Here is a 23,557-nt window from a genome sequence, read left to right as displayed (position 1 = left end):
GCTTCTGAGTGGTCAGGGGCCAGTGGCCGGTGGTTAGTGAAGAGAAGAAGAGTGGATGCGTTGCTCCAGGGAATCGATCAGGCCGTTCAGCATTCGGCCGATTTCGAAGCATCGCTCCAATAGACCGTCGTGATCCGTGGAGGTGAGGTAGCCATACCTCATGGCCAGCGTGATTTGGGTTTCAACTTCGTTCAGGGAGCCGCGCGCGATGGAGAGGAAATGGATGAAATCAAGCGTGGTTCGTCGACCCTGGCCTTCGGCGATATTGGAAGGAATGGAAACGACGGCTCGGTTGATCTGAGCGGAGAGCCCGAACATCTCATGTTTTGGAAACAGCAAGGCTGCGCCATGGATCTCCACACAGAGATCCATGGATTTCTGCCAGACGAGAAGGTCCCGATAAGATTGGATGTGCATCGATATCGCGGCGTGTTGGTGAATCTTCACTTCTTCCACTGACCACCGGCCACTGGCCCCTGACCACTCAAAGGCCGGTCAGGACCCCATGGATGATCTCCAGGGCCTCATCGACCTCGGCGTCGGTGACGTTGAGTGGCGGCAGCAAGCGGAAGGTGTTGGGGCCGGCGGGCGGGACCAGCAGGCCTTTTTCCATCAGCTTGGTCACCACGACCAAGGCCGGGGTTTTGCCTTCGGGCACTTCGATCAAGGCGGGATCGAGGGCGATGCCGAGCAGCAGGCCCTTGCCGCGGACTTCGGTGATGATGGGCAGATTCCAGGCGGTGATGATGCCCCGGATCCGCTGTTCCTGGCGGCGGGCGTTGTGGGCGAGGTTCTTTTCGTGGATCTCATCGAGCACCGCCAGCGAGGCCGCGCAGACGAGCGGGTTGCCGCCGTAGGTGGAACCATGGGAACCGGGATTCATCAACGAGGACAGGGACGCGCTTTCGGCTCCGATCGACCGGTCGGAGACCCAGAAGGCCCCGATCGGCACGCCGCCACCCATGCCCTTCGCCCACGAGATGCCGTCGGGCTTCAGGTCGAAGGAAATCGTCCGCCACGCGCACGAATCGCCGCAGCGGCCGAAGCCGGTCTGCACTTCATCGAGGAACAGCAGCAGGTCGTGCTGCTTGCACAGCTTGGCGATGGCGGAGAGGAACTCGGGCGTGGCGACGTTCACGCCGCCTTCGCCCTGAATCGGCTCCAGCAGGATCGCGACGGTCTCGGGCCGGATCGCTTCCTCGAGCGCGGCGATGTCGTTGAACGGCAGGTGCCGGAAACCGGGCAGCATCGGATCGAAGCCTTCCTTCACCTTGTCCTGGCCGGTGGCGGCGATGCCGCCGAGCGTCCGGCCGTGGAAGGATTGGTTGAACGTCAGCACCTCGTAGCGCGGCGAGCCATCGGCCTGCGGCCGCTTGTGGCCGAAGCGCCGGGCGGTTTTCACCAGGCCGTCGTTCGCCTCCGCGCCGGAGTTCGAGAAGAACACCTTGCCGGGCAGGCCGACGTGGTCCTCCACGATCACCCGGGCCAGCTCGGCCTGCTGCGGGATCTGATAGAGGTTCGAGACGTGCAGCAGCATGCCCGCCTGCTCGCGGATGGCGGCGGTCAGCCGCGGGTGGGCGTGGCCCAGCGAGCACACGGCGATGCCGGTGCAGAAATCGAGGTAGGCCTTGTCGGTGTCATCCCAAAGGCGGGTGCCTTCCCCGCGGACGGGCACCAGCGGGAAGCGGCCGTAGGTGGGAAGGACGAACTGTTGGAATGTCTCGGAAACGGTCATTGGAAGGGGCGGAGGCTAACGGGGTTATGGAAAATGGCAAACCGTGATTGATGGCGGTTTTTTCAGCGGGCGGCGACCACCCGCCAGGTGGCGAGCAGGGTCAGGGCGGCCCCGCCGAGTTCGGGCAGGTGGAAGGTTTCCCGGAAGAAGGCGAATCCGCCGACCGCGGTGACCAGCGGCAGGGTCATCTGCATCGCCGAGCCGCGGGAAACGGGCAGGGCTTGGTAGGCGCGGGTCATCAGGAGCTGGGCGAAACTGACCACCACCGCGGCGGCGATCAGGGCGACCCAGGCCAGCGGTGGCAGGGCGGGAACCTTCGTCACGGCGGGCACCGAGGCCAGCAGCCCGTAGAACGCCTGCGAGGCGTAGATCGTGGCCGGGTGTTCCTCGTGCCGCAGCCGCCGGATCACCACCACCACCCAGCCGGCTGCCACCGCGCCGAAGAGGCCGAGCAGGTCGTAGGGCGAGGGGTGGAGCAGGTGGCCGTCACCGCCGAGGAAGAGCAGCAGGCCGATGAATGCCAGCGCCATCCACAGGATCGCGGCGCGGGTGATGGTTTCCTTCAGCCACAGCGCGGCGATGATCGTGGCGAAGGCGGGGTAGGTCAGGTTCAGCACCACCGCCCGCGCCGCGCCGAGCTTGGTCACGCTGATGTAGAAGGCGAGGATGCCGATGGATCCGACCACGCCCCGGATCATGACCAACCGGCTGCCGATCAGCCGCCGCGGGTTGAAGCCCCGGCCGGAACCATAGAGCGCGGCCACCACCGCCAGTCCGCACACGCCACGGAACAGCGACGCGACCCAACCATCCGCGGCGGGGACGTGCGAGGACACGCCGCGGATGATCAGGGTGTTCGCGGAGAACAGCACCACGGACAGCAGCATCAGGAAGATGCCGCGCCGGTCGGTGAGGGAGGCGTCGGGTGGATCGGTCATGGCGGTTTCGGGAAATTCCGAAACGGCATCGCCGGGGAGGAAAAGTGGGGGCCCGTTTCAGCGCGTCCCCGGAATCCTGCCTGGTGAGGCGCGTTCCGGAGAGGGTCGGGCGGGTCCCGTCATCACACTCCGTGCGCCATCGCACGCCATGCCGGAATGGCAGCGTTGCGTTTGGCTCGGAGTCGGGCGACGAGAATCACGCCGCCCGTTTGGCAGGGCGGGGGCGAGACGTCAAGGGGGATGTGAGAGTCCCTCCTCGGGACCGACTTCCTGTTTCACAGGCACCCGAAGGCGAAAACGACGATCATCGAGATCGCCACCACCGGCAGCGTGACGATAAAAGCCAGGACGATTTCCCGGAGTTGGCGGACCGTGCCGAGACCCCGGCTGGTTGTGGCCTGATAGAGAAGCAGCAGGAGAACGAGAATGCCATTCACCAGCAAGGCGGGTGTGTAGTGCGCGCCGCATCCATAGCGGTCGTGCACCCATCCGGCGATGTGGATCACGTCGTAGGCTCCCGATAGCGTCACGTATCCCACATAGGGCCAGAATGGAAACCGGAGACCCCGCTTTCCTCCGCCTGGAGGACGAATGCGCTCCGGCTCGGTCCATGCCGGCGATGCATTGGCTGATGGGAATTTTTCCAAGGGGGCGGGTGTTCTTGAGAAGAAACCCGCCGCGAGACAGGGTTGTCGGTATCCGGACAGGCTACGCGATCAACTCCTGCACCACCTTCGTCCCGGGTTTGGTGATGTTGGTGAAGCGCTGGTGCGCGCCTTGGAAGGGATAGGTGAACTTCTCGTGATCGAAGCCGAGGAGCTTCATCACGGTGGCGTGGAAGTCGTGGACGCTGACTTTGTCCTTCGCCACCTCGTAGCCGATGGGGTCGGTCTCGCCGTAGGAGAAGCCCGGCTTCACGCCGCCGCCGGCCATCCACATCGTGAACGCGCTGGGATGGTGGTCGCGGCCGACGTAGGGCATCTCGACGCCGCCGCGGTTCTCGCGCATCGGCGTGCGGCCGAACTCGCCGCCCCAGATCACCAGCGTTTCCTCCAGCAGGCCGCGTTGTTTGAGGTCCTTCAGCAGCGCCGCGATCGGTTTGTCGATCGAGTTGCACTTGTTGACGAAGCCCTTCCGCAGGTCCGTGCCCACGTCGGTGCCGTGCGAGTCCCAGCCCCAGTCGAAGAGCTGGATGAAACGCACGCCGCGCTCGGCGAGGCGGCGCGCCAGCAGGCAGTTGTTCGCGAACGATTCCTCGCCCGGCTTGGTGCCATACATCTCGTGGATCGCGGCGGGCTCCTGCTTGATGTCGAAGGCATCGGAGGCGTGGATCTGCATCCGGTAGGCCATCTCGTACTGGGCGATGCGGGTGAGCGTTTCCGGATCACCCACGTCCTTTTCGATCTTGCTGTTGATCTGCGAGATCGCGTCGAGCGTGCGGCGCCGCATCGAGCCGGACACGCCGTCCGGGTTCGCGAGGAAGAGCACCGGGTCGCCCTTCGAGCGGCACTGCACGCCCTGGTAGATGGAGGGCAGGTAACCGGAGCCCCACACCGACTTGCCCGCGTCGGGGTTGTTGCCACCTGAGGTCAGCACCATGAATCCGGGCAGGTTCGCGTTCTCCGAGCCGAGCCCGTAGGTCGCCCACGCGCCCATCGAGGGCAGGCCCAGGCGTTGCTCACCGGTGTGCATCATGAGCTGCGCCGGGGCGTGGTTGAACTGGGTGGTGTAGAGCGATTTCACGATGCACAGCTCGTCGATCATCGTCTCGAGGTGCGGCAGCCGGTCGGAGATCCACTGCCCGCTCTTTCCCGCCTGGTGGAAGGGGAACACCGAGGACAACATCTTCGGCACGCCCTGGATGAAGGCGAATTGCTTGCCCGCGAGGAACTCCTGCGGACAGTCCTTGCCATCGAGCTTCACCAGCTCCGGCTTGTAGTCGAACAACTCGAGCTGGCTCGGCGATCCCGCCATGTGCAGGTAGATCACGCGCTTCGCCTTCGCCGCGAACATCGGCACGTCCGGCGCGAGCGGGTTCGCCGGGTCCTTCGCCAGCACGCCGCCTTCGGAGTTGCCCCACGAGCGGCCCTGGCTCGCCAGCCACATGCCGCCGAGGCCCACCGCGCAGCGGTTCAGGAAGTGGCGGCGCGTGGCGTGCTGCACGCGGTCGTGTTCGTATTGTTGGAAGAGGTTCATGGCAATGAATCGGGAGACGGACCTCAGCGGGTGAGCGCGGAGTCCAAGTTGAACATGGTGTTGGCGACGAGCACGAGCGCGGCCTCGTCGGGTGTGGGCGCGAGCTTCACCGAGTCCGCCGGGTTTTTCTCGAACTCGGTCTTCGCGTCGGCATGGAGGGCGGCCAGCGTCTGGACGATGTCGCTGGAGGCGTCCTCGTTGGTGAGCAGCTTGTAGCCTGCCTGGATCCGGCCGTTGAGATCGCTTCCGGTGGCGGTCATCCGCTTCGCGAAAGCCTGCGCCAGTTCCATGAACGCCGGGTCATTGAGCGTGACCAGCGCCTGAAGCGGTGTATTGGTCGGGATGCGGCGAGCGGTGCAGACGTCGCGGGTCGGCGCGTCGAAGGTGAGGAAGGCCGGATAGCCGCTGGTGCGCTTTTGGTACGTGTAGACCGCGCGGCGGTAGCGGTCCTCGCCGGTGGAAGTCGCCCACTTCGCGCCGCTGTAAACCGACTTCCAGATGCCATCCGGTTGCGGTGGAAACACCGGCGGGCCGAATTGTTTCTTCGACAGGAGCCCGGAAGCGGCGAGCGCCTGGTCGCGGACCATCTCGGCGGAGAGGCGTTGGCGCGGGCCGCGGGCGATGAAACGGTTGCGCGGGTCCTTCGCGAGCAGCTCCGGCGTGGCCTTGTCGTCCTGGCGGTAGGCGGCGGAGAGCACGAGCTCGCGCAGGAAAGGCTTCAGATGCCAGTGGTGCTCCTTCGAAAGGCGCAGCGCGAGATGGTCGAGCAGCGGCTGGTTGGTCGGCAGTAGTCCGGAGGAACCGAAGTCCTCCAGCGTTTCCACGATGCCGAGGCCGAAAAGTTCCGCCCACAGCCGGTTCGCCAGCACGCGGTCGGTGAGCGTGTTGCGCTCGCCGGTCAACCATTCTGCCAGCTCCAGGCGGGAGAGGTTCTCGTTCTTCGCGGGCGGGCGCATGATCACCGGCAGTCCGGCGTTCACCGCGGTGGACTTGGTCATGCGATTGCCGCGGTCGAAGACGCGGGTGTCGCGGCGCGCGGCCGGATCGCGTTCCTCCATCACGGGCACCATCGTGCCGGGGATGGCGTTGTATTGGCCCTGGAGCTGTGCGTGTTTCTGCCACGCCTGGGCGCGCTCCGGGGACATCACGAAGGTGGCGAGGCGGTCGTCCGGCGAGATCGCGAGCTTGAACTTCCGCATCACGCATCCCTGCGTCTCGTTGCAGGTCACCCCGTGCATCAGGCGGATCTCGAAGCGCGTGCCGGGCACCGCGTCCTCCACCGCTTCCGGAACAAAGAACGCATGGCGCGGGCCGCGCAGCGCCGGGTAGTCGCCGAAGCCACCGCCCTTGCCGCTTTGCACGGCGATGTTCGGCTCGAAGGGGCCCGCGAGGAAATCGCTGACGACCTCCTTCAGTTTCACCGGCTGCTTCGTGCCATCGGGCAGAACGCGGTCGATCTCCAGCTTGGTGACCACCGCGCCGAACTCGCTCCACTTCGCCGGATCGTCGCTTACCGGCAGGATGTCGAGCCGCAGCAGGCCGAGCTTGGTGGCCGGGGTGGTGACGGTGAAAACGGTGTTGGTCGGATTGGTGCCGGTGGCGACGAAACTGCCATCCGGCTGTTGCGTGATCTTGCCGGTGGCCGCGGAGGCCTTCACCTCATCCGCCTTCACCGATGCCCAGCCACCGGCCTGCTTCGCCAGGCTGAGGGCAACGTCGTTGATCGTGTCGCGGTTTTGCCGGATCTCCTTTTCGAGCCGCACGGCATCCGCCTGTTTCGCGGGATCCTTCGCGGCCTTGGTCTTCGGAAACTCGTTGTTCAGGTCGCAGTCCTCCGTGTTGTCGAAGAACGCCATGAACCGGTAGTAGTCATCGTGCGGGAAGGGATCGTAGGGATGGCCATGGCACTGCACGCAGGCGAAGGTGGTGCCCTGCCACACGGTCCACGTCGTGCTGATGCGGTCCATCACCGCGGCGGTGCGGTACTCCTCGTCATCGGAGCCGCCCTCGGTGTTGCACATCGTGTTGCGCTGGAAGGCGGAGGCGATCAGGTCGCCGGGCGCGGGATTCGGCAGCAGGTCGCCGGCGAGCTGGCGCTTGGTGAATTCATCGAATGGCAGGTCGGCATTGAAGGCCTGAATCACCCAGTCGCGGAACGGCCAGACCTCGCGGCCCGGATCTTTCTCGAAGCCCATCGTGTCCGAGTAGCGGGCGAGATCGAGCCACATCGCGGCCCAGCGTTCGCCGAACTGCGGCGAGGCGAGCAGGCGGTCCACCACTGCGGCCATCGCGCCTTCCTTGTCGGTGGCGGCGGCTTTTTCGAAAGCTTCCAGTTCCTCCGGCGACGGCGGCAGGCCGATGAGGTCGAGTGTCACGCGGCGCAGCCACGCGGCGGGCGGAGCCTCCTTCGAAGGGGCGAGCCCCTCGGCCTCCATCTTCGCGAGGATCAGGCGGTCGGCCTTGGTCTTCGCCCAGCCAGCGTGTTTCACCTGCGGGTCGGCGGGTTCGACAGCGGGCATGAACGACCAGTGGTCCTCCCACTTCGCCCCCTGGCGGATCCATTCGGTGAGCTTGGCGATCTCGTCCGCAGGCAGCTTCTCGCCGTGCTCGCCCTTCTTGGGCTTCGGCATGATCTCGTCGTTGTCGTTGCTGTTGATGCGGTGGATCAGCTCGGACAGCTCCGGCTTGCCGGGGACGATCGCGGGCTTTCCGGACTCACCCTTGCCGAGCGCCTTTTCGCGGTAAACCAGCGAGATGCCGCCGCCCTCCTTGATGCCCCCGTGGCACGTGATGCAGCTCCGCGTGAAGATCGGGCGGATGTCCCGGTTGAAGGAAATCTCCTCCGCGGCGCGGGCTCCCGCGGCCATGGAGAGAGAGGTGAGCAGCAATGAACGGACGATCATCAAAGTGGGAATCATACGCCGGCTCTCTCTCCGATTCTTCCCCGCTCGCTTGGACGATTCGGAGCTAATTTGTATAATCTGGTATTTCCTGACGTAAAATCAGGATCATGGCGCAACATTCTTGGACCGTTTGGCAGCAGCAACTACGGTCACCGCTCGGCAACCTGGTCGAAATCGGCGAGGTGCGCCACTCGCGGAGCGGGATGCCGCGCTACCGCTATCTCGAACGCTACGCGCTGGTGGTGATCACCCGCGGGGAAGGAATCTACGAGGACGAGCGCGGCTTGAGCCGCAGCCTCTGCGCCGGGGATTGGATCGTGGTCCTTCCAGAACTCGGCCACAGCTACAAGCCCTGGGAAGTGGGTGGCTGGGACGAGATTTACGTCATGTTCGATGGACCGGTGTTCGATGCCTGGCGGGCCAATGGTCTGCTGGTGCCGGATCATGTGGTCGGCAGGTTGGAGAATCCGGAGCAGTGGGTCGCCGACTTCCATCGCGAGATCCTCGAATCGCCCGCCAGCAGTCTGGAAAAGATTTGCGCATTCCAAGGGCTGCTCGCGCGAGCGCTGGAGGGGGCGATCAATCTGGCCACCGGGAAGGAAGGCGGTCCGTCCTGGTTCGGCGATGCCTGCCGGATGCTCGGCCTGCCCGGCGCGGAGGGGCAGCAGGTGGCGGCGGCCCTCGGCCTGAACTACGAAACGTTCCGCCGCAGCTTCCAGAAGCATGCCGGCCAATCGCCGCACCGCTACCACATGCGCCAACTCGTCAATTCCGCCGCCCGCATGCTGGACACCACCGATCTGAAAGCGTCCGAGATCGCGCGCACGCTTGGCTTCTGCGACGAGGCGTATTTCTCGCGCACCTTCAAGAAGCTCACCGGTCGCTCGCCGCGGGCCTACCGTCAGACGCGGGGCACGGTGCAGGAAGCGCTGCCGCCGCTGCGGGTGTCATGACCCGGTTTCGGGACCCAACAGGTCCGGACGGTTCTGGCGCGTGCGTTCGAGCGCCTTCTCCTGTTTCCATTTGGCGATCTTGCCGTGGTGCCCGGAATACAGGATCTCCGGCACCAGCATGCCGCGGAAGTCGACCGGCTTGGTGTAGGCGGGAGCCTCCAGCAGGTTCGGATCGGAAAAGGATTCGTCCTGGTGCGAACGCTCGTCGCCCAGCGCGCCGGGCAGCAGCCGCACGATCGCGTCGGTGACCACCGCCGCGGCGATCGCGCCATTGGTCAGCACGTAGTCGCCGATGGAAAGTTCGAGGTCAACCAGTTGTTCGATCACCCGGTGATCCACGCCCTCGTAGTGGCCGCAGAGCAGGATGAGGTGTTTCTCCTCCGAAAGCTCGCGGGCGATGGCCTGCTTGAAGACCTTCCCCTGCGGCGTCATCAGGATCACCTTGGAGTCCGGCGTCCGCAGCTCCTCGATCGCCGCGAAAATCGGTCCCGGCATGAGAAGCATGCCCTGGCCGCCACCGGCGAGATAGTCATCGGTCTTCCGGTGCCGCCCGGTGGCCCAATCGCGCAGGTTGTGGGCGACGACCTCCACGATCCCCGCCTCGCGGGCACGGCGGAGGATGCTCTCGCTCAGCGGCGCGAGCGCGATCTCGGGAAAGAGGGTGAGGATGTCGATGCGCAACGCCCGGAGAGTCCAGAGTCCGGAATCCAGAATCCAGAAAGAAAGCGAAGGATTGCCTCCACGCGTCGCGTCTATCCTATACCAGCCCAGCCCTTGCGGCCTCGGCTGGTATGGAACGGACCTTTGGTCCTGGAGATCCTTACCCCTTCGCCATCAAGATCAGTGCCACGACGGCCAGCACGATCAACACCACCAGTGCCACCTTCCACGGGCTGATCGGGAACTTCGCGGCGGTGGTGCCGGTGACGCCATTGACCACGCCCTGCCAGGTCTTGCCGCGGTATTGGTAGGCCAGCAGCCACACCGGGGCGAGGATGTGCTTGAAGGTCTTGCCGGAGAACTCCGGGTAGATCTGGAGGTTCCGGTAGGTGTCGCCGGGCACCTCGCTGGCGCACATTTGCTGGAGCATCCCCTGCATCGCGCCGAAACCGCGGCGGGCGGCTTCCGGCAGCGGCACCTGGTACTGCTCCACCTGCCAGCCGGAGACATACATCGTCTCGTAAGGCACGAGTTCCTTGGTGGGGAAGGGTTCGATCTTCCGCAGCAGGTCGCCATCGAGACCGGCCGAGCCGGAGATCACGACGTCGTCGAAGAAGGTCGAGACGTGGCCGCTGGCGGGACTCCAGCTCACCCGCCGCTCCTGGCGCGTGACGGACCGCCCCTCGGAATCGCGGTCCTGGACGGTGACGTAGTAGTAGGTGCCGCTCTCTGCCGTCCACGGGCATTCGGCGTTCGAGTCGAAGGTCCAATAGGGCAGGTAGACGCGGTTGATCCGGTCCACCAGGTTGCGTCGTTTCAAGTCGCCGGGCGCGAACCACTTCGAGGCGAGATAGTTTTTCAGCGAGTGGTAGGCCTGCTCCTTGGAGATCTGCGCGGGCAGCACCGACTCCGGTTTGACCGGCGCGGCAATGTCGTTGTAATCGAGCAGCTCGGGAGAGCCGCAGAAATCGCAGTGTTGCGCCACCGTTTCACCGCTGCGGACGAGCACGGCGTGGCAGTTGTTGCACTGCACGCGGCGGGTGGCGGTGTCCACCCGGCCGGCGTCCTGGCCGAGTTCGGCGAGCGTCTGGTCGAGGTCGTGCTCGACCACCGCGCCGAGATCCGGCGGCGGGCCGACGCGGTCGAAGATGTTGCCGCAGTAAGGACAGACGAGCTGCTTCTTCGCCGGGTCCCACTCGCCCTTGCCGCCGCACTCCGGGCAGGCATGGCGATCGAGCGAGCGCACCTCGGCGGCCGATCCCGACCGGCCCGGCAAGGGCGGCGGGATCGGCTTCTTCGGAACCTCGATGGGAGCACCGGTGGCCGGGCCGTCCATCACCGGCGGATCACTGGGCGAGGAAGGCATCGAGCGAGGCGCGGGTCACGCGGTAGCTGGAGCCGATCTTCTTGGCGGGAAGCTTGCCGGAGTTGATTTCCTCCATCACGTCCGCCTCGGTCACGCCGAGCATCTGGGCGATCGACGCCGGATCGAGGAGATCCAAGGCGGGAGCGGGAGCCGGGGCCGCGGCGGCCACGGGAACCGCGCTTGGCAGCGGCGGCGGAGTGCCACCACCGGTCATGCCGCTTTGCTGCATCAGCTCTTTCGCCACGGCGAAACCCACGGCCAGCTCGGACGCGGTGCCGGCGGCGCCACCGCCACCACCCGCGGCCATGCCTTGGCCCATCTGGTACTTCACGTAGTCATTGAGATTGCCGATCGCGGACATCGCGGAGCGCTTGTCGATCGCCTCCTCCACCTCCGGCGGCACGGACACGTTCTCGACGATGAAGCTGCCGATCTCGATGCCGTACTTCGCGGACATCACCGGGTTGATCAGCGGCAGCAGCGCGTCGCCGAGGTCCATGTAGCGCGTGGCCACGTCGAACACCGGCACGTGCGCGCTGGCGAGCGCGTCGGAGAACACGCTGACGATGCGGGAGCGCATCGCGTCCGCGAACTCATCGACGCGGAAATCCTGGTCCGATCCGGCGACCTCCTTGAGGAAGGTCTGCACGTTCGTCACCTTGAAATCGTAGGTGCCGTAGGCGCGGGCCCGGACGATGCCAAGGTCCTGGTCGCGCAGCATGATCGGGTTCGCCGTGCCCCACTTGTTGCCGGTGAAGAGGCGGGTGTTGACGAAATAGACGTCCGCCTTGAAGGGGCTCTGGAACCCGTACTTCCATCCCTGGATGCGGGTCAGCACCGGGATGTTCTCGGTGGCCAGCGTGTGCTTGCCGGGGCCGAAGGTGTCGCCGAACTGGCCGAGGTAGAGGAACTGCGCGGTCTGGCTCTCGCGGACGATGAGCTGCGCGCCGTTCTTGATCGCCTTGTCATCGTCCGGGAAGCGCCAGGCGATCGTGTCACGGCTGTCATCCTGCCACTCGATGATTTCGAGCAGCTCCCCTTTGATAAAGTCCATCAAGCCCATGGTGGTGGTGGTTCGAGTTCGCCTGACACAGTGGTGGCGCGGGGGCTTCCAATCAATTCGAATCGTGAGAGGATTTTGCAACCGGCGGCCGTTTCGAAAACCTCCGCTTGTCGTCTTCCGAGTGCTACTTTAGTGTCACTTTATGAAAACCGAGCTGGCGACCACGCTGAAACGTGAGACGAACCGGATTCTGACCGAACTCGCGGCTGCCCGTGATCCGGTCCTCATCACCCAGCACGGCTTGCCTGCCGCCTACCTCGTGGATGTCGAAACATTCGAAGCCACCCAGCAAAAGCTCGGCGTTCTGGAGATCATCGCCCGAGGTGAAAAAGCCGTGGAAGAAGGTCGCGTGGTTACCCACGAAGCTGCCAAACAACGGATGGCACGATGGCTGAAGTGATCTGGACCGAACCCGCCTTGGCGGATCTCGACGCTATCGCCGATTACATCGCACTTGATAAGCCGGATGCCGCGGGACGCTTCGTGAAGCGCGTTTTCAAGCGAGTGGAGCAACTGGCTTCGTTTCCGGAGACCGGTTCTTTCATTTCCGAAATGCGACCGCTCAAAACCCATCGTCAGGTGGTGGTCGCACCTTGTCGTATTTTTTATCGATTTGATCCGAAAGCAGCCACCGTCCGGATTGTCGGGGTGATGCGGGGTGAGCGTCGCTTCCGCCGGGAGAGTCTGGACCGGGAGGGTTGATTTCCGGGAACGCGCAGCAACTCAGTCGTCATAGTCAGAAGGCAGCATCCAGGCTCGGATGAAAGCGCAGCCGGTGATAGTTCCCAGCTTCAGCGAAAAGAAGCCCATGATGAACCATGTGACGAGGTTCACGCCGATCATCAGCAGTCCTCCTACAAACCACTTTTGTTTGGTGCTGCTTTCGTACCACCAGTTTCTCATGCCCCCGGACGCTTGGTGTTGGAGGCGGAAATAGCCAGTAAGATCAGTGGCTGCCCATGCCGGCCTGGGGGCCAAAACGAAAGCGGGCGGATGGCTCGGTCTTACCGAACGATCCGCCCGCCACACTCACAAGCAAGGAATGCTTGTGCTACTGATCAATTTCCCACGCGCGGATAGGGACTCATCAGATCCGGCAGCAGCACCGCGACCGTTGCCGGGATCATGATGATGCGCTTGCGGGTGATGAAATAGAAACGCGACCCGCGGTAATCGAAGGCGAAACAGCCGTATGCGCGCAGCTTCTTCGTCCAATACAGGTCCAGTAGATGGCCGGGGTCTTTGAACACCGAATGTCCGATATGGATGCACTCGACTTCCTGAAGGTCCAGTGAATGGACCTTCCAACCGAACGCCTCGAAGATCAGGAGATCTCCGAGGCGTTTCCAGCGGCCGATTGCGGGCAAGAAGTGGGCGTAAAAGACGGCCCCTATCACCCAGAGAACGACAGGGGGCACGAACACCCACAGCATCTGCTCTCCGGTCACGGCCTGCGGTTCCGGTTAGGAGTTCAATCGTCGTCGTTGCTCGCGCCCTTCACGCGGACCTTGCCGCGGAGCTTGGACTCGATGAAGTTGTCGATGTCCCCGTCCATCACGTATTGGATGTTACCGGTTTCCTCGCCGGTACGGAGGTCGAGCACCTTCTGGTAGGGCTGGAAGACGTAGGAGCGGATCTGGTTGCCCCAGGAGATGTCGCCCTTTTCGCCGTAGGCGCGTTCGGACTCGGCCTTCTGCTTGTCCTCCTCGATCTGGTAGAGCTTAGACTTGAGGATTTCGAAGGCGAGCACGCGGTTCTGGCCCTGCGAGCGCGCTGCGGTCGAGCGGATCAGGATGCCGGTGGGAAGGTGGCGCAGCAACACGGCGGTTTCCACCTTGTTGACGTTCTGGCCGCCCTTGCCGCCGGAGCGGGTGGTCGTGATCTCGACGTCCTTCTCGTTGATCTCGATCTTGATCTCCTTGGAAACCTCGGGAGTCGCGTCGATGGCGCAGAAGGAGGTGTGGCGCTTGCCAGCGGAGTCGAACGGTGAAATGCGCACCAGGCGGTGCACGCCGCGTTCGTTCTTCAGGTAGCCGTAGGCGTATTCGCCAGTGATCTTGATGGTGGCGCCGCGGAGGCCGGCTTCGTCGCCGTCCTGCCAGTCGATCGTTTCCACGGTGAAACCCTTCCGTTCCGCCCAGCGGGTGTACATGCGGTGCAGCATCTGGGCCCAGTCGCAGGCCTCGGTGCCGCCCGCGCCGGCCTGGATCACCAGGTAGCAGGGGGAGATGTCGGCGGGTTGGTTGAGGAGCGTCAGCAGCTCGAACGACGCGAGGTCGGTGTCGAGCGCCTTGAACTCCGCGGCGGCCTCGGCCGCCATGTCGTCGTCGCCATATTCCTTGGCGAGGGCCACGCCCTCCTCGATGTCGCCGATCCGCTTTTCGAGCTTGAGGAAGGCCTCGAGCTTCTTCTTCAGCGTCGCGGCGGTGGAGCTGACCTCCTTGGCCTTGTCGGAGTCGTTCCAGAAATCCGGCGATCCCATCGCTTCCTCGAGCGTGGCGATCTGTTGTTCAAGGGCCGGGACGTCAAAGATACCTCCTGAGCTTCGACAGGCGGCTCTTCAGGCCGTCGGTGTCGAGCGCCAGGAGGTCGGCGGTGTGGGCTTCGGACATGGGCGGGAAGAAGAACGGCGGAAACGAGCGGAAAGCAAGGCGAATGCTGGCCGCCCGGGCCGTCTGCGTAGAACTGCCTACTTGATTTTGGCAGTGTGATCGGCAAGGTGGTGGGGTGAGCGTGATCAAACGAGTGGGCGCGGTGGAAGCCGCCGCGCTGGCCCTGCGGGACATGGTCGCGGCCGGCAAATGGACCGACCGCCTTCCCGGCACGCGAGTCCTCGCCGGATTGCTCGGCGTGTCCCAGCCGACCGTCCAGCTCGCGCTGATCGAGCTCGCGAAGGACGGGGTGCTGGAGTCCGCCGGCGAGCGCAAGGCTTACCGCGTGAAAGAGCGCGGGGCGAAGGCCGCGGCGGATGCCACGCCGAAGACCCGTCGGGTGATCTTGCTCACCCACCAGGCGATCGAGCGCACCGCCGAGTCCGGCCGCCAGACGTTTGAAACCCTCCAGCGGTTGCTGTCCACGGCGGGCTGGCAGGTGGAGTTCCGGGTGGTCGATTTCCTGCATGCCCGCACGCCGCACCGCAGTTGGGACAACCTCATCGGCGCGGAGCCGGGCGAACCGGTGGTCGCGTTGTTCGGTCGGCCATGCCTCGCAGAATGGGCGCTGAAACGCGGCGTGCGGATGGTGTTCCTCGGCGGGGTAACCGATGGCTACGAGGTGCCGGTGGTGGCGGTGAAGTCCGCGCACCTGTTGTCCGAGGCCTACCGGAAGCTCATCGCGCTGGGGCACAAGCGCATCGTCACGCCCCTGTGCGACCGCCCCCAGAGCTATCTGGACACGATGAAGGAAACCGCGAAGGCGGAGCTGGAGGCGGCGGGTTTCGCCTACTCGCCCGCCTACCACACGCCGGAGAGCGATTACCTGCGCCCGGATGTGACGTGGAGCATTCTGGAGACCCTTTTCAAACGCGAGCGGCCCACCGCCCTGGTTCTGCTCGACTGGCGGGAACTGGTCACTGTGACCTGCTTCCTGATGCGGATCGGCCTGCGCGTTCCGGAGGATGTGTCGGTGGTGCTGCTCAATGACCAGGTGAATGCCGAGTGGTTCCAGCCGGATCTCGCCCGCTTCAAGTTCCCCATCGCCCGCATGGCCCGGCGTCTGAAGGCGTGGGTCGAGGAGAAATGGGAGCCTGAGGACATGCGGATGGGCGTGGCCGCGGAATGGGTGCCCGGCGAGAGCATCGCCGCCCCGCCGAAGGGGTAGTCACCCCTGCCGTTTCGGCACCGCGATCCGCTGCGCCTTGTAGATCCCCGCGTGGCCGCTGCACGCGTAGGCCACGAAGCACGCCACCGTGAGGTAGATTGCGTTCGGAGCCCCGAACAACTCGATGCCCAGCAGGGTGCAGGCCAGCGGGGTGTTCGCCGCCGCCGCGAAGATCGCCACGAATCCGAGCGCCGCGAACAGGTCGGTGGGCGCGCCCATCAGCCCGGAAAGCGCGTTGCCCAGCCCCGCGCCGATGAAGAACAGCGGCGTGACTTCGCCGCCCTTGAAGCCGGCCGAGAGGGTCATGACCGTGAACACCAGTTTCCAGAACCACGCCCACGGGAAAATCCGGCCATCGAAGAACGCGGAGAGGGTCACATCGCCGGGGTGCTCCGCCTGCACGCCGAGGCCGAGGTATTCCCGCGTGCCGAGCAGATACACCAGCGCGATGACGATCACGCCGCCGATGGCGGGCCGCCACAGCGGGTTCGGGCAAAAGCTTTTGTAGAGCCGTTCGAGGGCGTGGCTGGATTTCGCGAACAGGCTGCCGCAGAGGCCGAAGAGCACCGCCGCGGCCAGCACCTTCACCAGCAGCACCGGGTCGAACTGGAAGCCCTGGCCCGGCAACGTCGCGTGTTCCATGAACATCACGTGGTAGTGGGTGTGGGTCGTGCCCCAGGCCTGGCAGGTCCAGTTCCCGACCAAGGCCGCAGCCAGGCAGGGAACCAAGGCCTCGTATTGGATCCGGCCGATCACCAGCACCTCCAGTGCGAACACGGCTCCGGCCAAGGGCGTGCCGAACACCGCTCCGAATCCGGCCGCCACGCCCGCCATCAGCAGGATGCGCAGCGCCTGATGGTCGAGCCGGAACAGCTTCGCGCAGGTGCTGGCGATGCTGCCGCCCATTTGCACCGCGGTGCCCTCGCGCCCGGCCGAGCCACCGCAGAGGTGGGTGAGGATGGTCGCGCCGAGGATCAGCGGGGCCATGCGCTTCGGCACGCCGCCGCCGGGTTCGTGGATTTGCTCCAGGATGAGATTGTTGCCGCCACCGGAGCCGCCACCGTGGCGCTGGTAGAGCCACACCATTGCCATCCCCGCGAGCGGCAGCAGGAACAGCAGCCACGGATGTTCGAATCGCAGCCGGGTCGCCGCATCCAAGCTCCACAGGAAGAAGGCGCAGGCCGAGCCCACCGCCATTGCCATCGGCACCAGCCACACCATCCACCGCAGCGGCGGTAGGACGCGGGTGCGGAGCATTTCGGAAAGGAGGCGGCCCATGGCGGTGACGCGGGTTTGCTAGCAAGGCCCGGACCCGGTCTCAAGCCGGGGTGGCCGCCGGCACGCCTCCTTGTTTGTAACGCGGCGCATTTTACGGTTCGCCGTAACGTCTGGAGACGCTAGCCTCATTCCATGACGGAAGGGGTCAACGTCCCGAAAAGCATCGTGCTCATTGGTTTCATGGGCAGCGGGAAGACCACGGTCGGGCGTGAGCTGCACCAGCGGCTCGGCTATCCGCTGGTGGACATGGATCACCTGATCGAGCAGCGCGCGGGCAAGCCGATCACCGCGATCTTCGCCGAATCCGGCGAGGCCGCCTTCCGGGACATGGAAACCGCCTTGCTTCAGGAACTGGCCGCTCCGGATGCCCCGCGGAGGATCATTTCCACCGGCGGCGGCGTGGTTGTCCGTCCGGAGAACCGCGAGCTGCTTCACCAGCTCGGCTACGTCGTCTGGCTCCACGCGCCCGTGGACACCATCCTCGAGCGCACCGGCCGCAACCGCGAGCGCCCGCTGCTCCACACCGAGGATCCCCGCGCGAAGATCGAGGCGATGCTGGAGCTGCGCACGCCGTGGTATCAGGCCACCGCCCATCAGGCCGTGGACACCGAAGGCCTCGATTCCGGGGAAATCGCCACCGGTATTCTGGAAAGCGCCCGCTACTTCTTCACCGGGCACGTCTAGGTTTGGCTGGGAGCAGGGACATTCTTGGTTAACCCTTCCCCCGTGGACGCCGCTGCGGTCAAAGCCATCGCCCGGGAGCTGGGCTTCGACGATTGCCGGATCGCGGTGGCGAAGGAGGCCACCCACGCGGAGGCCTTCCGCGAGTGGATCGGCGAGGGCTGCCACGGTGACATGGCGTGGATGGAGAAAACCCCGCACCGGCGCTGCGACCCGCGCGAGGTCCTGCCGGGCTGCAAGGCGGTGATCTGCCTGGCCCTGAATTACTTCCCCGGCCGCAGCCCGCTGCCGGAGGGCGATCCCGGCTACAAGATCGCCCGCTATTCGTGGAACGAAGACTACCACGATGTGATCCTGAAGAAGCTCAAGGCCTTCGATGTGGAGCTGGCGAAGCTCGGCGGCATCCAGCGTTACTACGTCGACACCGGCCCGGTGCTGGAGCGGGATTTCGCCACCGATGCCGGCCTTGGCTGGAGCGGCAAATCCACCCTCCAGATCCACCGCCGTCTCGGCACCTGGTTCTTCCTCGCCGAGCTGCTGACCACCCTCGAGCTGCCCGCCGACGCGCCCTTCGGCGACCACTGCGGAAAATGCACCCGCTGCATCGATGCCTGCCCGACCGGTGCAATCACCGCGCCCCACCGGGTCGATGCCCGCCGCTGCATCTCCTACCTCACCATCGAGCACAAGGAGGCGATCCCGATGGAGTTCCGCGAGGCAATCGGCGACCGCATCTACGGTTGCGATGCCTGCCTGGAGGCCTGTCCGTGGAACAAATTCGCGGAGGTCTCCCGCGAGGCGAAATTCCTGGCCCGGGAGAGCGTGTTCACCCACCGGCTGCGCGATTTCCTGTCGCTGGATGACGAGGCGTTCCGGACGTTGTTTGCGAAATCCCCGATCAAGCGCATCAAGCGCGCCCGTTTCCTGCGGAACGTCTGCGTGGGCCTAGGCAACACCGGCACCGTGGAAGACCTGCCCGCGTTGGAAATCGCGGCTGCCGATCCCGATCCGCTGATCGCGGAGCATGCGGCTTGGGCTATCGGAAAGATCCGCGGACGCGAACAGGCGGCCGGAAGGACGTTCCGTCCGTGAAACCAAAATCGGGACAAGAATGTCCCGACTCCGTGGTCAACCGTGATTGTCGGCCGTGGCCTTGATATCCGTCAGGGCGGCGATGAAATCGCCCAGCAGCTCCGCCGGCACCATGATGGTGTCGCGGTTGCCGCCAACGTCCTCGGTAATCTTGACCACCATCCCGCGGGCGTTCTCCTTCAGATCGAGGAAGAACGTTTTCCGATCGGCCAGAATCTTCTCCGTGTGAAGTAGATCGCTTTGCACCATGCCTCCTTCTAGTTCCTTGCTACTGTGACAATCCCGGGAGCGCTTGGGATGTCAATGAAATTTGACCCGCTGGCACCCCGATTCAGGTTGCTTCACCCCCCGGCGTCCGGGATCATCGGCATCACCTGATGGAGCGCGAAACCGAAGGATTCATCCTCTACCTCGCCACCGAGCGCGGGCTGTCCGCGGCCTACCAGCTCTCGGTGCGCCAGTCGCTCGAAGCGCTCGCGCTGTGGATGCGGGCGAAGGAGCTCACGCTGGCGGATCTCGGCACCCAGGAACTTTCGACCTTCCTCAGCGATCGCAAGGCGGATGGCCTCATCGCCTCCTCGCTGCGGATCACCGCTGTCCATCTGAAGGTGTTCTTCCGCTGGCTGGCGGCGCGTGGGAAGCTGCCGATGGACCCGGCGGAGCCGTTGATCTCGCCTCGGCCGGACCACACCCTGCCGGAAACGATCCACTCGGGCGACGTCGGGCGGCTCCTCGACTCGATCGACCCGGCCCGCCCGCTGGGTCGCCGGGACCGGGCGATGCTGGAGCTTTTCTATGCCTCCGGCCTGCGCTTGTCGGAGCTTTGCCAAGCGCGGTTGGAGCATGTGGATTTCGAGGAGGGCTTCATCCGGGTCACGGGAAAGGGGAACAAGACACGGATCGTGCCGGTCGGCGGGAAGGCGAAGGAGGCATTGGAAAGCTACCTCCACAACGAGCGTCCCACCCTGGTGAAAAAGCGCACCGGGTCCCATGTGTTCCTCAGCGTGCGTGGCGGGGCTCTGTCCCCGGACCGGGTGCGGGAGGTGGTGAAGGAACGCGCCGCCGCCGCCGGGATCGACCAGAATGTCTACCCCCACCTGCTGCGACACTCGTTCGCCACCCACCTGCTGGAGGGCGGCGCGGATCTGCGGGTGATCCAGGAGCTGCTCGGTCACGCGGACATTGCCACCACCCAGATCTACACCCACGTGGACGCCGCCCGGCTGAAGTCGGTCCACCGCCAGTTCCACCCGCGCGGGTAGGCTGTGGGTTCGAGTCCCACACGCGGACTGGTCCGTGGTTGGGTCAACCAACCGCGATAGAGGTTTCCGGGTGACCCGTAGCGTAGGGGTCATTTGTTCCTTTGTTTTGTTCGCGCCATGAACCGTCTCCTTTGCCCACTGTTGCTATCCTTGCTGTCGCCGCTTTCCGCCGCCGAGCCCGCCTGGTCCTATCCGGTGCCGCCCGCCCAGCTCGCGCAGGCGAAGAGCGCGCTCATTCCCTTCCCGCAGGAGGTGCGCTGGGGACAGGGCGATTGGAAACCGGCGGCCTCGACCGAGATCGTGTTCCCGGCCAAACAGCAGGCGGACCTGGCCCCCGCGCTGCGCGAGTTGGCCGCGATCTTCGCCGGGAAGGGCTTGGAAACCGCCGGTGTTCCTGCCGAGGGGCCGCTGCCGGCGAAACCGGGCCGGATCAACCTCGCCATCCAGCCCGGCGTGGTGACGCAGGCGGAGGGTTACACGCTGGCGGTCGCCGCGGATGGCGTGACACTCCGCGGCACCGACGCGTCCGGGGCCTACCACGCGGTCCAGACGCTCCGGCAGCTCCTGCGCGGGGAAAAGGGCAGCGTACTGGTGCAGCAGACGTCGATCCGCGATTGGCCGGCCTTCGGCCTGCGCGGGTTCATGCATGACACCGGCCGGAATTTCCAAACCGTGGAATCGCTCAAGCAGCAGATCGACCGCTTCGCCGCCTACAAGCTGAACGTCTTCCACTGGCATCTCACCGACAATCCGGCGTGGCGGATCGAGTGTCAGGCCTACCCTCAGCTCAACGACCCGAAGTTCCAGACCCGCGATCACGGCCAGATCTACAGCTACGCGCAGATCCGCGACGTGATCGCCTACGCCAAGGCGCGCCACATCACCGTCATCCCGGAGCTGGACATGCCCGGGCACAGCGCCTTCTTCGACCGAGCCTTCGGATTCAGCATGGGATCCGACCAAGGCATGGAAGTGCTGGAGAAACTCATCGCCGAGTTCTGCCGCGAGATTCCCACCGCCGACTGCCCGTATCTGCACATCGGCTCCGATGAGGTGAAGATCAAGGATCCCCAGCAGTTCATGACCCGCATGCTCAAGGCGGTGCGCGATGGCGGCCGCAAGCCGCTGGTGTGGAGCCCGGGCTTGAAGGCGGATGACCAAACGATCCGCCAGCTCTGGGGCGACGAGGGCGTGAACCACTCCGACAAGGGCAGCGCGCCGTTCGTCGACTCCGCGGGCGGCTATCTGAACGGCTACGATCCGCTGATCACGGTGCAGCGCTATTTCTTCCGCCAACCTGCGCGCCGGGTGCTGGGCGATGACAAGGCGCTCGGTGGCATCCTCTGCTGCTGGCCGGACATCCGGGTGGCGGACAAGGTGAACATCTTCAAGCACAACCCGGTGTGGCCGGGCACCCTGGCGTTCGCGGAGTGCTTCTGGCACGGGCGTCCCGCCGATGCGAAGGCGCTTTACAGCGTGCAGCCCGCCGCCGAGACCCCGGAGGGCAAGGCCTACCGCGAGTTCGAGAACCGGCTGGCCGCCCACCGCGATGCCTATTTCGCCGGGCAGCCGTTCCCGTTCGTGAAGACCTCGCAGCTTTCCTGGCAGGTGCTCGGGCCGATCCCGCGCGGCAAGGATGAGCCGGGCGACAATGCCTTCGAGCCGGAGACGAAGATTCAGCCGTCCTACACCATCGGCACCGCCAGCTACGCCTGGAAACCCGCCACCGGTGGCACGATCATGCTGTCGGACCGCGGCAAGGAAGGCGTGTTGCCGCGTTCCGGTATCTCCACCGCCTACGCGCTCACCTACGTTCACGTGAAGCAGGCGCGGACCCTCGACGCGTGGATCGGTTTCGAAACACCCAACCGCTCGAACCGCCAATGCGGCGGCATCCCCGCGGCGGGCAAGTGGGATGCCTTCGGCGCGCAGGTGTGGGTGAATGACCAGCCGCTGCCCGCGCCCGCGTGGAAGAACCCCGGCGCGCACAAGCATCTCAGCCCGACCTGGTTCGCCCCGGCCAACGAAGAGCCGCTGGAGGACGAGGAGTTCTACTGGACCCGCGAGCCGTCGAAGGTCGAGTTGAAGGCCGGCTGGAACAAAGTGCTGCTGCGCGTGCCCTTCGGCTACGGCGCGCAGAACTGGAGCTACACCTTTATCCCCGTGAAACAGTCCGGCGGCCGCTGGATCGAGGACGAATCGGTGAAAGTGTCCGCGGACCAGAAGTAGCGTCAGTTTCCAACTTGCGCATGGGTGGAGCGGACGCCGGTTCCGCAGCGAGTTACTTCTTCAACTCCTGCGTCGAGCCGACGGGCTTGATCTCCAGCTTCGCGTTCTCCGGGGCCTTGGTTTCCGCGGGCTTGGCTTCGGCCGGTTTCGGGTCCGCGGGTTTCGCCGGTTCGGCGGGCTTGCCGGCCTCCGCCGGCTTCGCGGTGTCCTTCGGCTTGTCGCCCTCCTTGGGCTTCTCCGGCTCCTTCGGTTTTTCCGCTTCCTTCACCGCGGGCATCGGCGGAGGGGCTTGGCCGTCCTCGGTGCGGATGGCCTGGTAGAGATGGTTGTAATTGTGGCGGATCGCCGCCGGGAACGACACCCGGCCCGCCTCCACGATCTTCTCGCGGAGCAGCTTCGAGGATAGGTCCGCAACTAGGTCGCCGCCGATCTTCACCGCCGCGCCGACCCCGCCGACGTGTGCGCCCGCGTCCGCGCTGCCGCGGATCAGATCGCTGGAAATGGAAATGCCCTGGAGCGCCAGGCTGGACTGGGCGGAGGCGATGGTCGCGTTCGGCGCCACCGTGATTTCGAGCACCGCGTGGTCGTCGGACGACAGCCAGCCGCGGACGTGGTCGATGCGGATCGAAACGAAAATCCCGCCGTCCGGGGTGGGGGAGATCTCCGGCTTGTAGGTCTTGTACTCGCTGCCGGAGAGCGAATAGGTCACCGTCTTGCCCTTCCAGCCGCCGAGGCTCTTGCCGAAGGCGTCGACATCGATGTGCGGTGCGGCGGCGGCGAATCCGGCCAGCGCGAGATACGTGAGAACGGGGCGGATCATGGTCGTGGTGTCCGGCGCATCCATACCACGCCCCGGACGAAATCCTTCAGGAAAATTCCGGCGGCGGGGGCGGGGATTCTTTTTTGAGGCCGAACAGGCGGTCAATCTGGGCGCGGGCCTTGTCCTTGTGCTCGTCCTTGATGTAGGCGGCCACGGTGCCGAGCGCGCCCACCAGCGCGCCCCAGTCGTCCGAGTAGCCGACGCCGGGAATCGCGTCCGGGATCAGGTCCACCGGTAGGATCAGGTAGCCGAGCGCACCGACGATCACCCCCTTCGCCCAAGCGGGTGTGTCCTTGTCCTGGAGGCAGTAAAACAGGATCAGGGCGGTGAGCAGGACCTTTTCCCCGGCGAATTTCGCGGCACGGCTGAGCTTCGACCACAGTCTGCGGGCGGTGAACCAGCGGCCGGTCGTCGAGGTGTTGGGAATCAGGGGCGGTTCGCTCAATCCGGGACGATGCTGCGCGAATCCCGCCGCCGGGACAACTACAAGGCGGCCCGGCGATTGGAATCCGCTGCCCGGAGGAGACCACGGTTGCGCCTCTCCGGATCGCCCGCTAGCGTC

24 protein-coding genes are annotated in these 23,557 nt (G+C 65.2%); 8 read left to right on the top strand and 16 right to left on the bottom strand.

The genetic code is table 11. The features are described from left to right. Positions 1 to 33 precede the first annotated feature (33 nt). The 6 genes from llg_RS05315 to llg_RS05290 form a co-directional block, all read right to left on the bottom strand. A complete protein-coding gene (locus tag llg_RS05315; RefSeq protein WP_338288536.1) occupies positions 34 to 372 on the bottom strand; it encodes a four helix bundle protein in 339 nt (112 codons plus the stop codon). Between the two features lie 112 nt (positions 373 to 484). After that, on the bottom strand, positions 485 to 1,735 hold the full coding sequence (locus llg_RS05310; protein ID WP_338288534.1) for an aspartate aminotransferase family protein: 1,251 nt from the start codon (positions 1,733 to 1,735) through the stop codon (positions 485 to 487). A 62-nt stretch (positions 1,736 to 1,797) separates the two neighbouring features. Further along, positions 1,798 to 2,673 carry a DMT family transporter gene (locus llg_RS05305; RefSeq protein ID WP_338288532.1) on the bottom strand — a complete coding sequence of 292 codons (876 nt, stop codon included), beginning with the start codon at positions 2,671 to 2,673 and terminating at the stop codon, positions 1,798 to 1,800. A gap of 275 nt (positions 2,674 to 2,948) precedes the next feature. Then, complete coding sequence (locus tag llg_RS05300) at positions 2,949 to 3,212, bottom strand: hypothetical protein (RefSeq protein WP_338288531.1); 264 nt, start codon at positions 3,210 to 3,212, stop codon at positions 2,949 to 2,951. Between the two features lie 169 nt (positions 3,213 to 3,381). Beyond that, a complete protein-coding gene (locus llg_RS05295; RefSeq protein ID WP_338288529.1) occupies positions 3,382 to 4,869 on the bottom strand; it encodes a DUF1501 domain-containing protein in 1,488 nt (495 codons plus the stop codon). 23 nt (positions 4,870 to 4,892) lie between these two features. Continuing rightward, positions 4,893 to 7,772 (bottom strand): PSD1 and planctomycete cytochrome C domain-containing protein, encoded by a 2,880-nt coding sequence (locus llg_RS05290; protein ID WP_338288526.1) that lies wholly within the window; start codon positions 7,770 to 7,772, stop codon positions 4,893 to 4,895. 107 nt (positions 7,773 to 7,879) lie between these two features. Here llg_RS05290 and llg_RS05285 point away from each other — a divergent pair, with 107 nt between their 5' ends. Further along, positions 7,880 to 8,725 carry an AraC family transcriptional regulator gene (locus llg_RS05285; protein ID WP_338288524.1) on the top strand — a complete coding sequence of 282 codons (846 nt, stop codon included), beginning with the start codon at positions 7,880 to 7,882 and terminating at the stop codon, positions 8,723 to 8,725. On the opposite strand, the gene trmD is transcribed toward llg_RS05285, so the two are convergent. The 3 genes from trmD to llg_RS05270 all read right to left on the bottom strand — a co-directional run bounded on the left by trmD (position 8,720) and on the right by llg_RS05270 (position 11,814). Continuing rightward, a complete protein-coding gene (gene trmD, locus llg_RS05280; protein WP_338288521.1) occupies positions 8,720 to 9,406 on the bottom strand; it encodes a tRNA (guanosine(37)-N1)-methyltransferase TrmD in 687 nt (228 codons plus the stop codon). The genes llg_RS05285 and trmD overlap by 6 nt on opposite strands. Before the next feature lie 139 nt (positions 9,407 to 9,545). Next, the gene (locus llg_RS05275) at positions 9,546 to 10,751 is read right to left on the bottom strand and encodes a zinc ribbon domain-containing protein (RefSeq protein ID WP_338288519.1); all 1,206 of its coding nucleotides are present in this window, start codon (positions 10,749 to 10,751) and stop codon (positions 9,546 to 9,548) included. Next, positions 10,732 to 11,814, bottom strand: coding sequence for an SPFH and helix-turn-helix domain-containing protein (locus llg_RS05270; RefSeq protein WP_345789190.1), 1,083 nt, complete (start codon positions 11,812 to 11,814; stop codon positions 10,732 to 10,734). The genes llg_RS05275 and llg_RS05270 overlap by 20 nt, the downstream gene beginning before the upstream one ends. Before the next feature lie 142 nt (positions 11,815 to 11,956). On the opposite strand from llg_RS05270, the gene llg_RS05265 reads away from it, so the two are divergent. Then, positions 11,957 to 12,214 carry a type II toxin-antitoxin system prevent-host-death family antitoxin gene (locus llg_RS05265; protein ID WP_338288515.1) on the top strand — a complete coding sequence of 86 codons (258 nt, stop codon included), beginning with the start codon at positions 11,957 to 11,959 and terminating at the stop codon, positions 12,212 to 12,214. Then, positions 12,202 to 12,516, top strand: a complete 315-nt coding sequence (locus tag llg_RS05260) for a type II toxin-antitoxin system RelE/ParE family toxin (protein WP_338288514.1) — start codon at positions 12,202 to 12,204, stop codon at positions 12,514 to 12,516. The genes llg_RS05265 and llg_RS05260 overlap by 13 nt, the downstream gene beginning before the upstream one ends. A 21-nt stretch (positions 12,517 to 12,537) precedes the next feature. Here the strand turns inward: llg_RS05260 and llg_RS05255 are convergent, their stop codons facing one another. The 3 genes from llg_RS05255 to prfB form a co-directional block, all read right to left on the bottom strand. Then, positions 12,538 to 12,717, bottom strand: coding sequence for a hypothetical protein (locus llg_RS05255; protein ID WP_338288513.1), 180 nt, complete (start codon positions 12,715 to 12,717; stop codon positions 12,538 to 12,540). Positions 12,718 to 12,872: 155 nt separating this feature from the next. Next, a complete protein-coding gene (locus llg_RS05250) occupies positions 12,873 to 13,262 on the bottom strand; it encodes a hypothetical protein (protein WP_338288511.1) in 390 nt (129 codons plus the stop codon). Positions 13,263 to 13,285: 23 nt separating this feature from the next. Beyond that, a protein-coding gene (gene prfB, locus llg_RS05245) for a peptide chain release factor 2 (protein ID WP_338288510.1) occupies positions 13,286 to 14,426 on the bottom strand; the annotation gives its coding sequence in 2 pieces (ribosomal slippage) (positions 13,286 to 14,341 and positions 14,343 to 14,426; 1,140 coding nt in all). A gap of 115 nt (positions 14,427 to 14,541) precedes the next feature. On the opposite strand from prfB, the gene llg_RS05240 reads away from it, so the two are divergent. Next, on the top strand, positions 14,542 to 15,633 hold the full coding sequence (locus llg_RS05240) for a substrate-binding domain-containing protein (protein WP_338288509.1): 1,092 nt from the start codon (positions 14,542 to 14,544) through the stop codon (positions 15,631 to 15,633). Here the strand turns inward: llg_RS05240 and llg_RS05235 are convergent, their stop codons facing one another. Beyond that, positions 15,634 to 16,911 (bottom strand): voltage-gated chloride channel family protein, encoded by a 1,278-nt coding sequence (locus tag llg_RS05235; protein WP_338288506.1) that lies wholly within the window; start codon positions 16,909 to 16,911, stop codon positions 15,634 to 15,636. A gap of 132 nt (positions 16,912 to 17,043) precedes the next feature. On the opposite strand from llg_RS05235, the gene llg_RS05230 reads away from it, so the two are divergent. Together llg_RS05230 and queG are read left to right on the top strand one after the other, a co-directional pair. Further along, positions 17,044 to 17,595, top strand: a complete 552-nt coding sequence (locus llg_RS05230; protein ID WP_338288503.1) for a shikimate kinase — start codon at positions 17,044 to 17,046, stop codon at positions 17,593 to 17,595. Positions 17,596 to 17,637: 42 nt separating this feature from the next. Beyond that, a complete protein-coding gene (queG, locus tag llg_RS05225) occupies positions 17,638 to 18,684 on the top strand; it encodes a tRNA epoxyqueuosine(34) reductase QueG (protein WP_338288502.1) in 1,047 nt (348 codons plus the stop codon). Between the two features lie 36 nt (positions 18,685 to 18,720). On the opposite strand, the gene llg_RS05220 is transcribed toward queG, so the two are convergent. Beyond that, positions 18,721 to 18,933: an RNA-binding protein gene (locus llg_RS05220; RefSeq protein ID WP_338288501.1), complete on the bottom strand. Its 213-nt coding sequence runs from the start codon at positions 18,931 to 18,933 to the stop codon at positions 18,721 to 18,723. A gap of 128 nt (positions 18,934 to 19,061) precedes the next feature. Here llg_RS05220 and llg_RS05215 point away from each other — a divergent pair, with 128 nt between their 5' ends. Together llg_RS05215 and llg_RS05210 are read left to right on the top strand one after the other, a co-directional pair. Continuing rightward, positions 19,062 to 19,946: a tyrosine recombinase gene (locus llg_RS05215; protein WP_338288500.1), complete on the top strand. Its 885-nt coding sequence runs from the start codon at positions 19,062 to 19,064 to the stop codon at positions 19,944 to 19,946. A gap of 117 nt (positions 19,947 to 20,063) precedes the next feature. Beyond that, positions 20,064 to 22,175 carry a beta-N-acetylhexosaminidase gene (locus llg_RS05210; RefSeq protein WP_338288498.1) on the top strand — a complete coding sequence of 704 codons (2,112 nt, stop codon included), beginning with the start codon at positions 20,064 to 20,066 and terminating at the stop codon, positions 22,173 to 22,175. A gap of 52 nt (positions 22,176 to 22,227) precedes the next feature. Here llg_RS05210 and llg_RS05205 read toward each other — a convergent pair whose 3' ends face one another. Further along, positions 22,228 to 22,995: a hypothetical protein gene (locus tag llg_RS05205; RefSeq protein ID WP_338288497.1), complete on the bottom strand. Its 768-nt coding sequence runs from the start codon at positions 22,993 to 22,995 to the stop codon at positions 22,228 to 22,230. Positions 22,996 to 23,041: 46 nt separating this feature from the next. Next, complete coding sequence (locus llg_RS05200) at positions 23,042 to 23,440, bottom strand: YkvA family protein (protein ID WP_338288496.1); 399 nt, start codon at positions 23,438 to 23,440, stop codon at positions 23,042 to 23,044. Positions 23,441 to 23,557 lie beyond the last annotated feature (117 nt).

Origin of the sequence: Luteolibacter sp. LG18 (genome assembly GCF_036322585.1) — a bacterium.
GTDB lineage: Bacteria > Verrucomicrobiota > Verrucomicrobiia > Verrucomicrobiales > Akkermansiaceae > Luteolibacter.
This window is presented reverse-complemented; position numbering and strand designations above follow the sequence as displayed.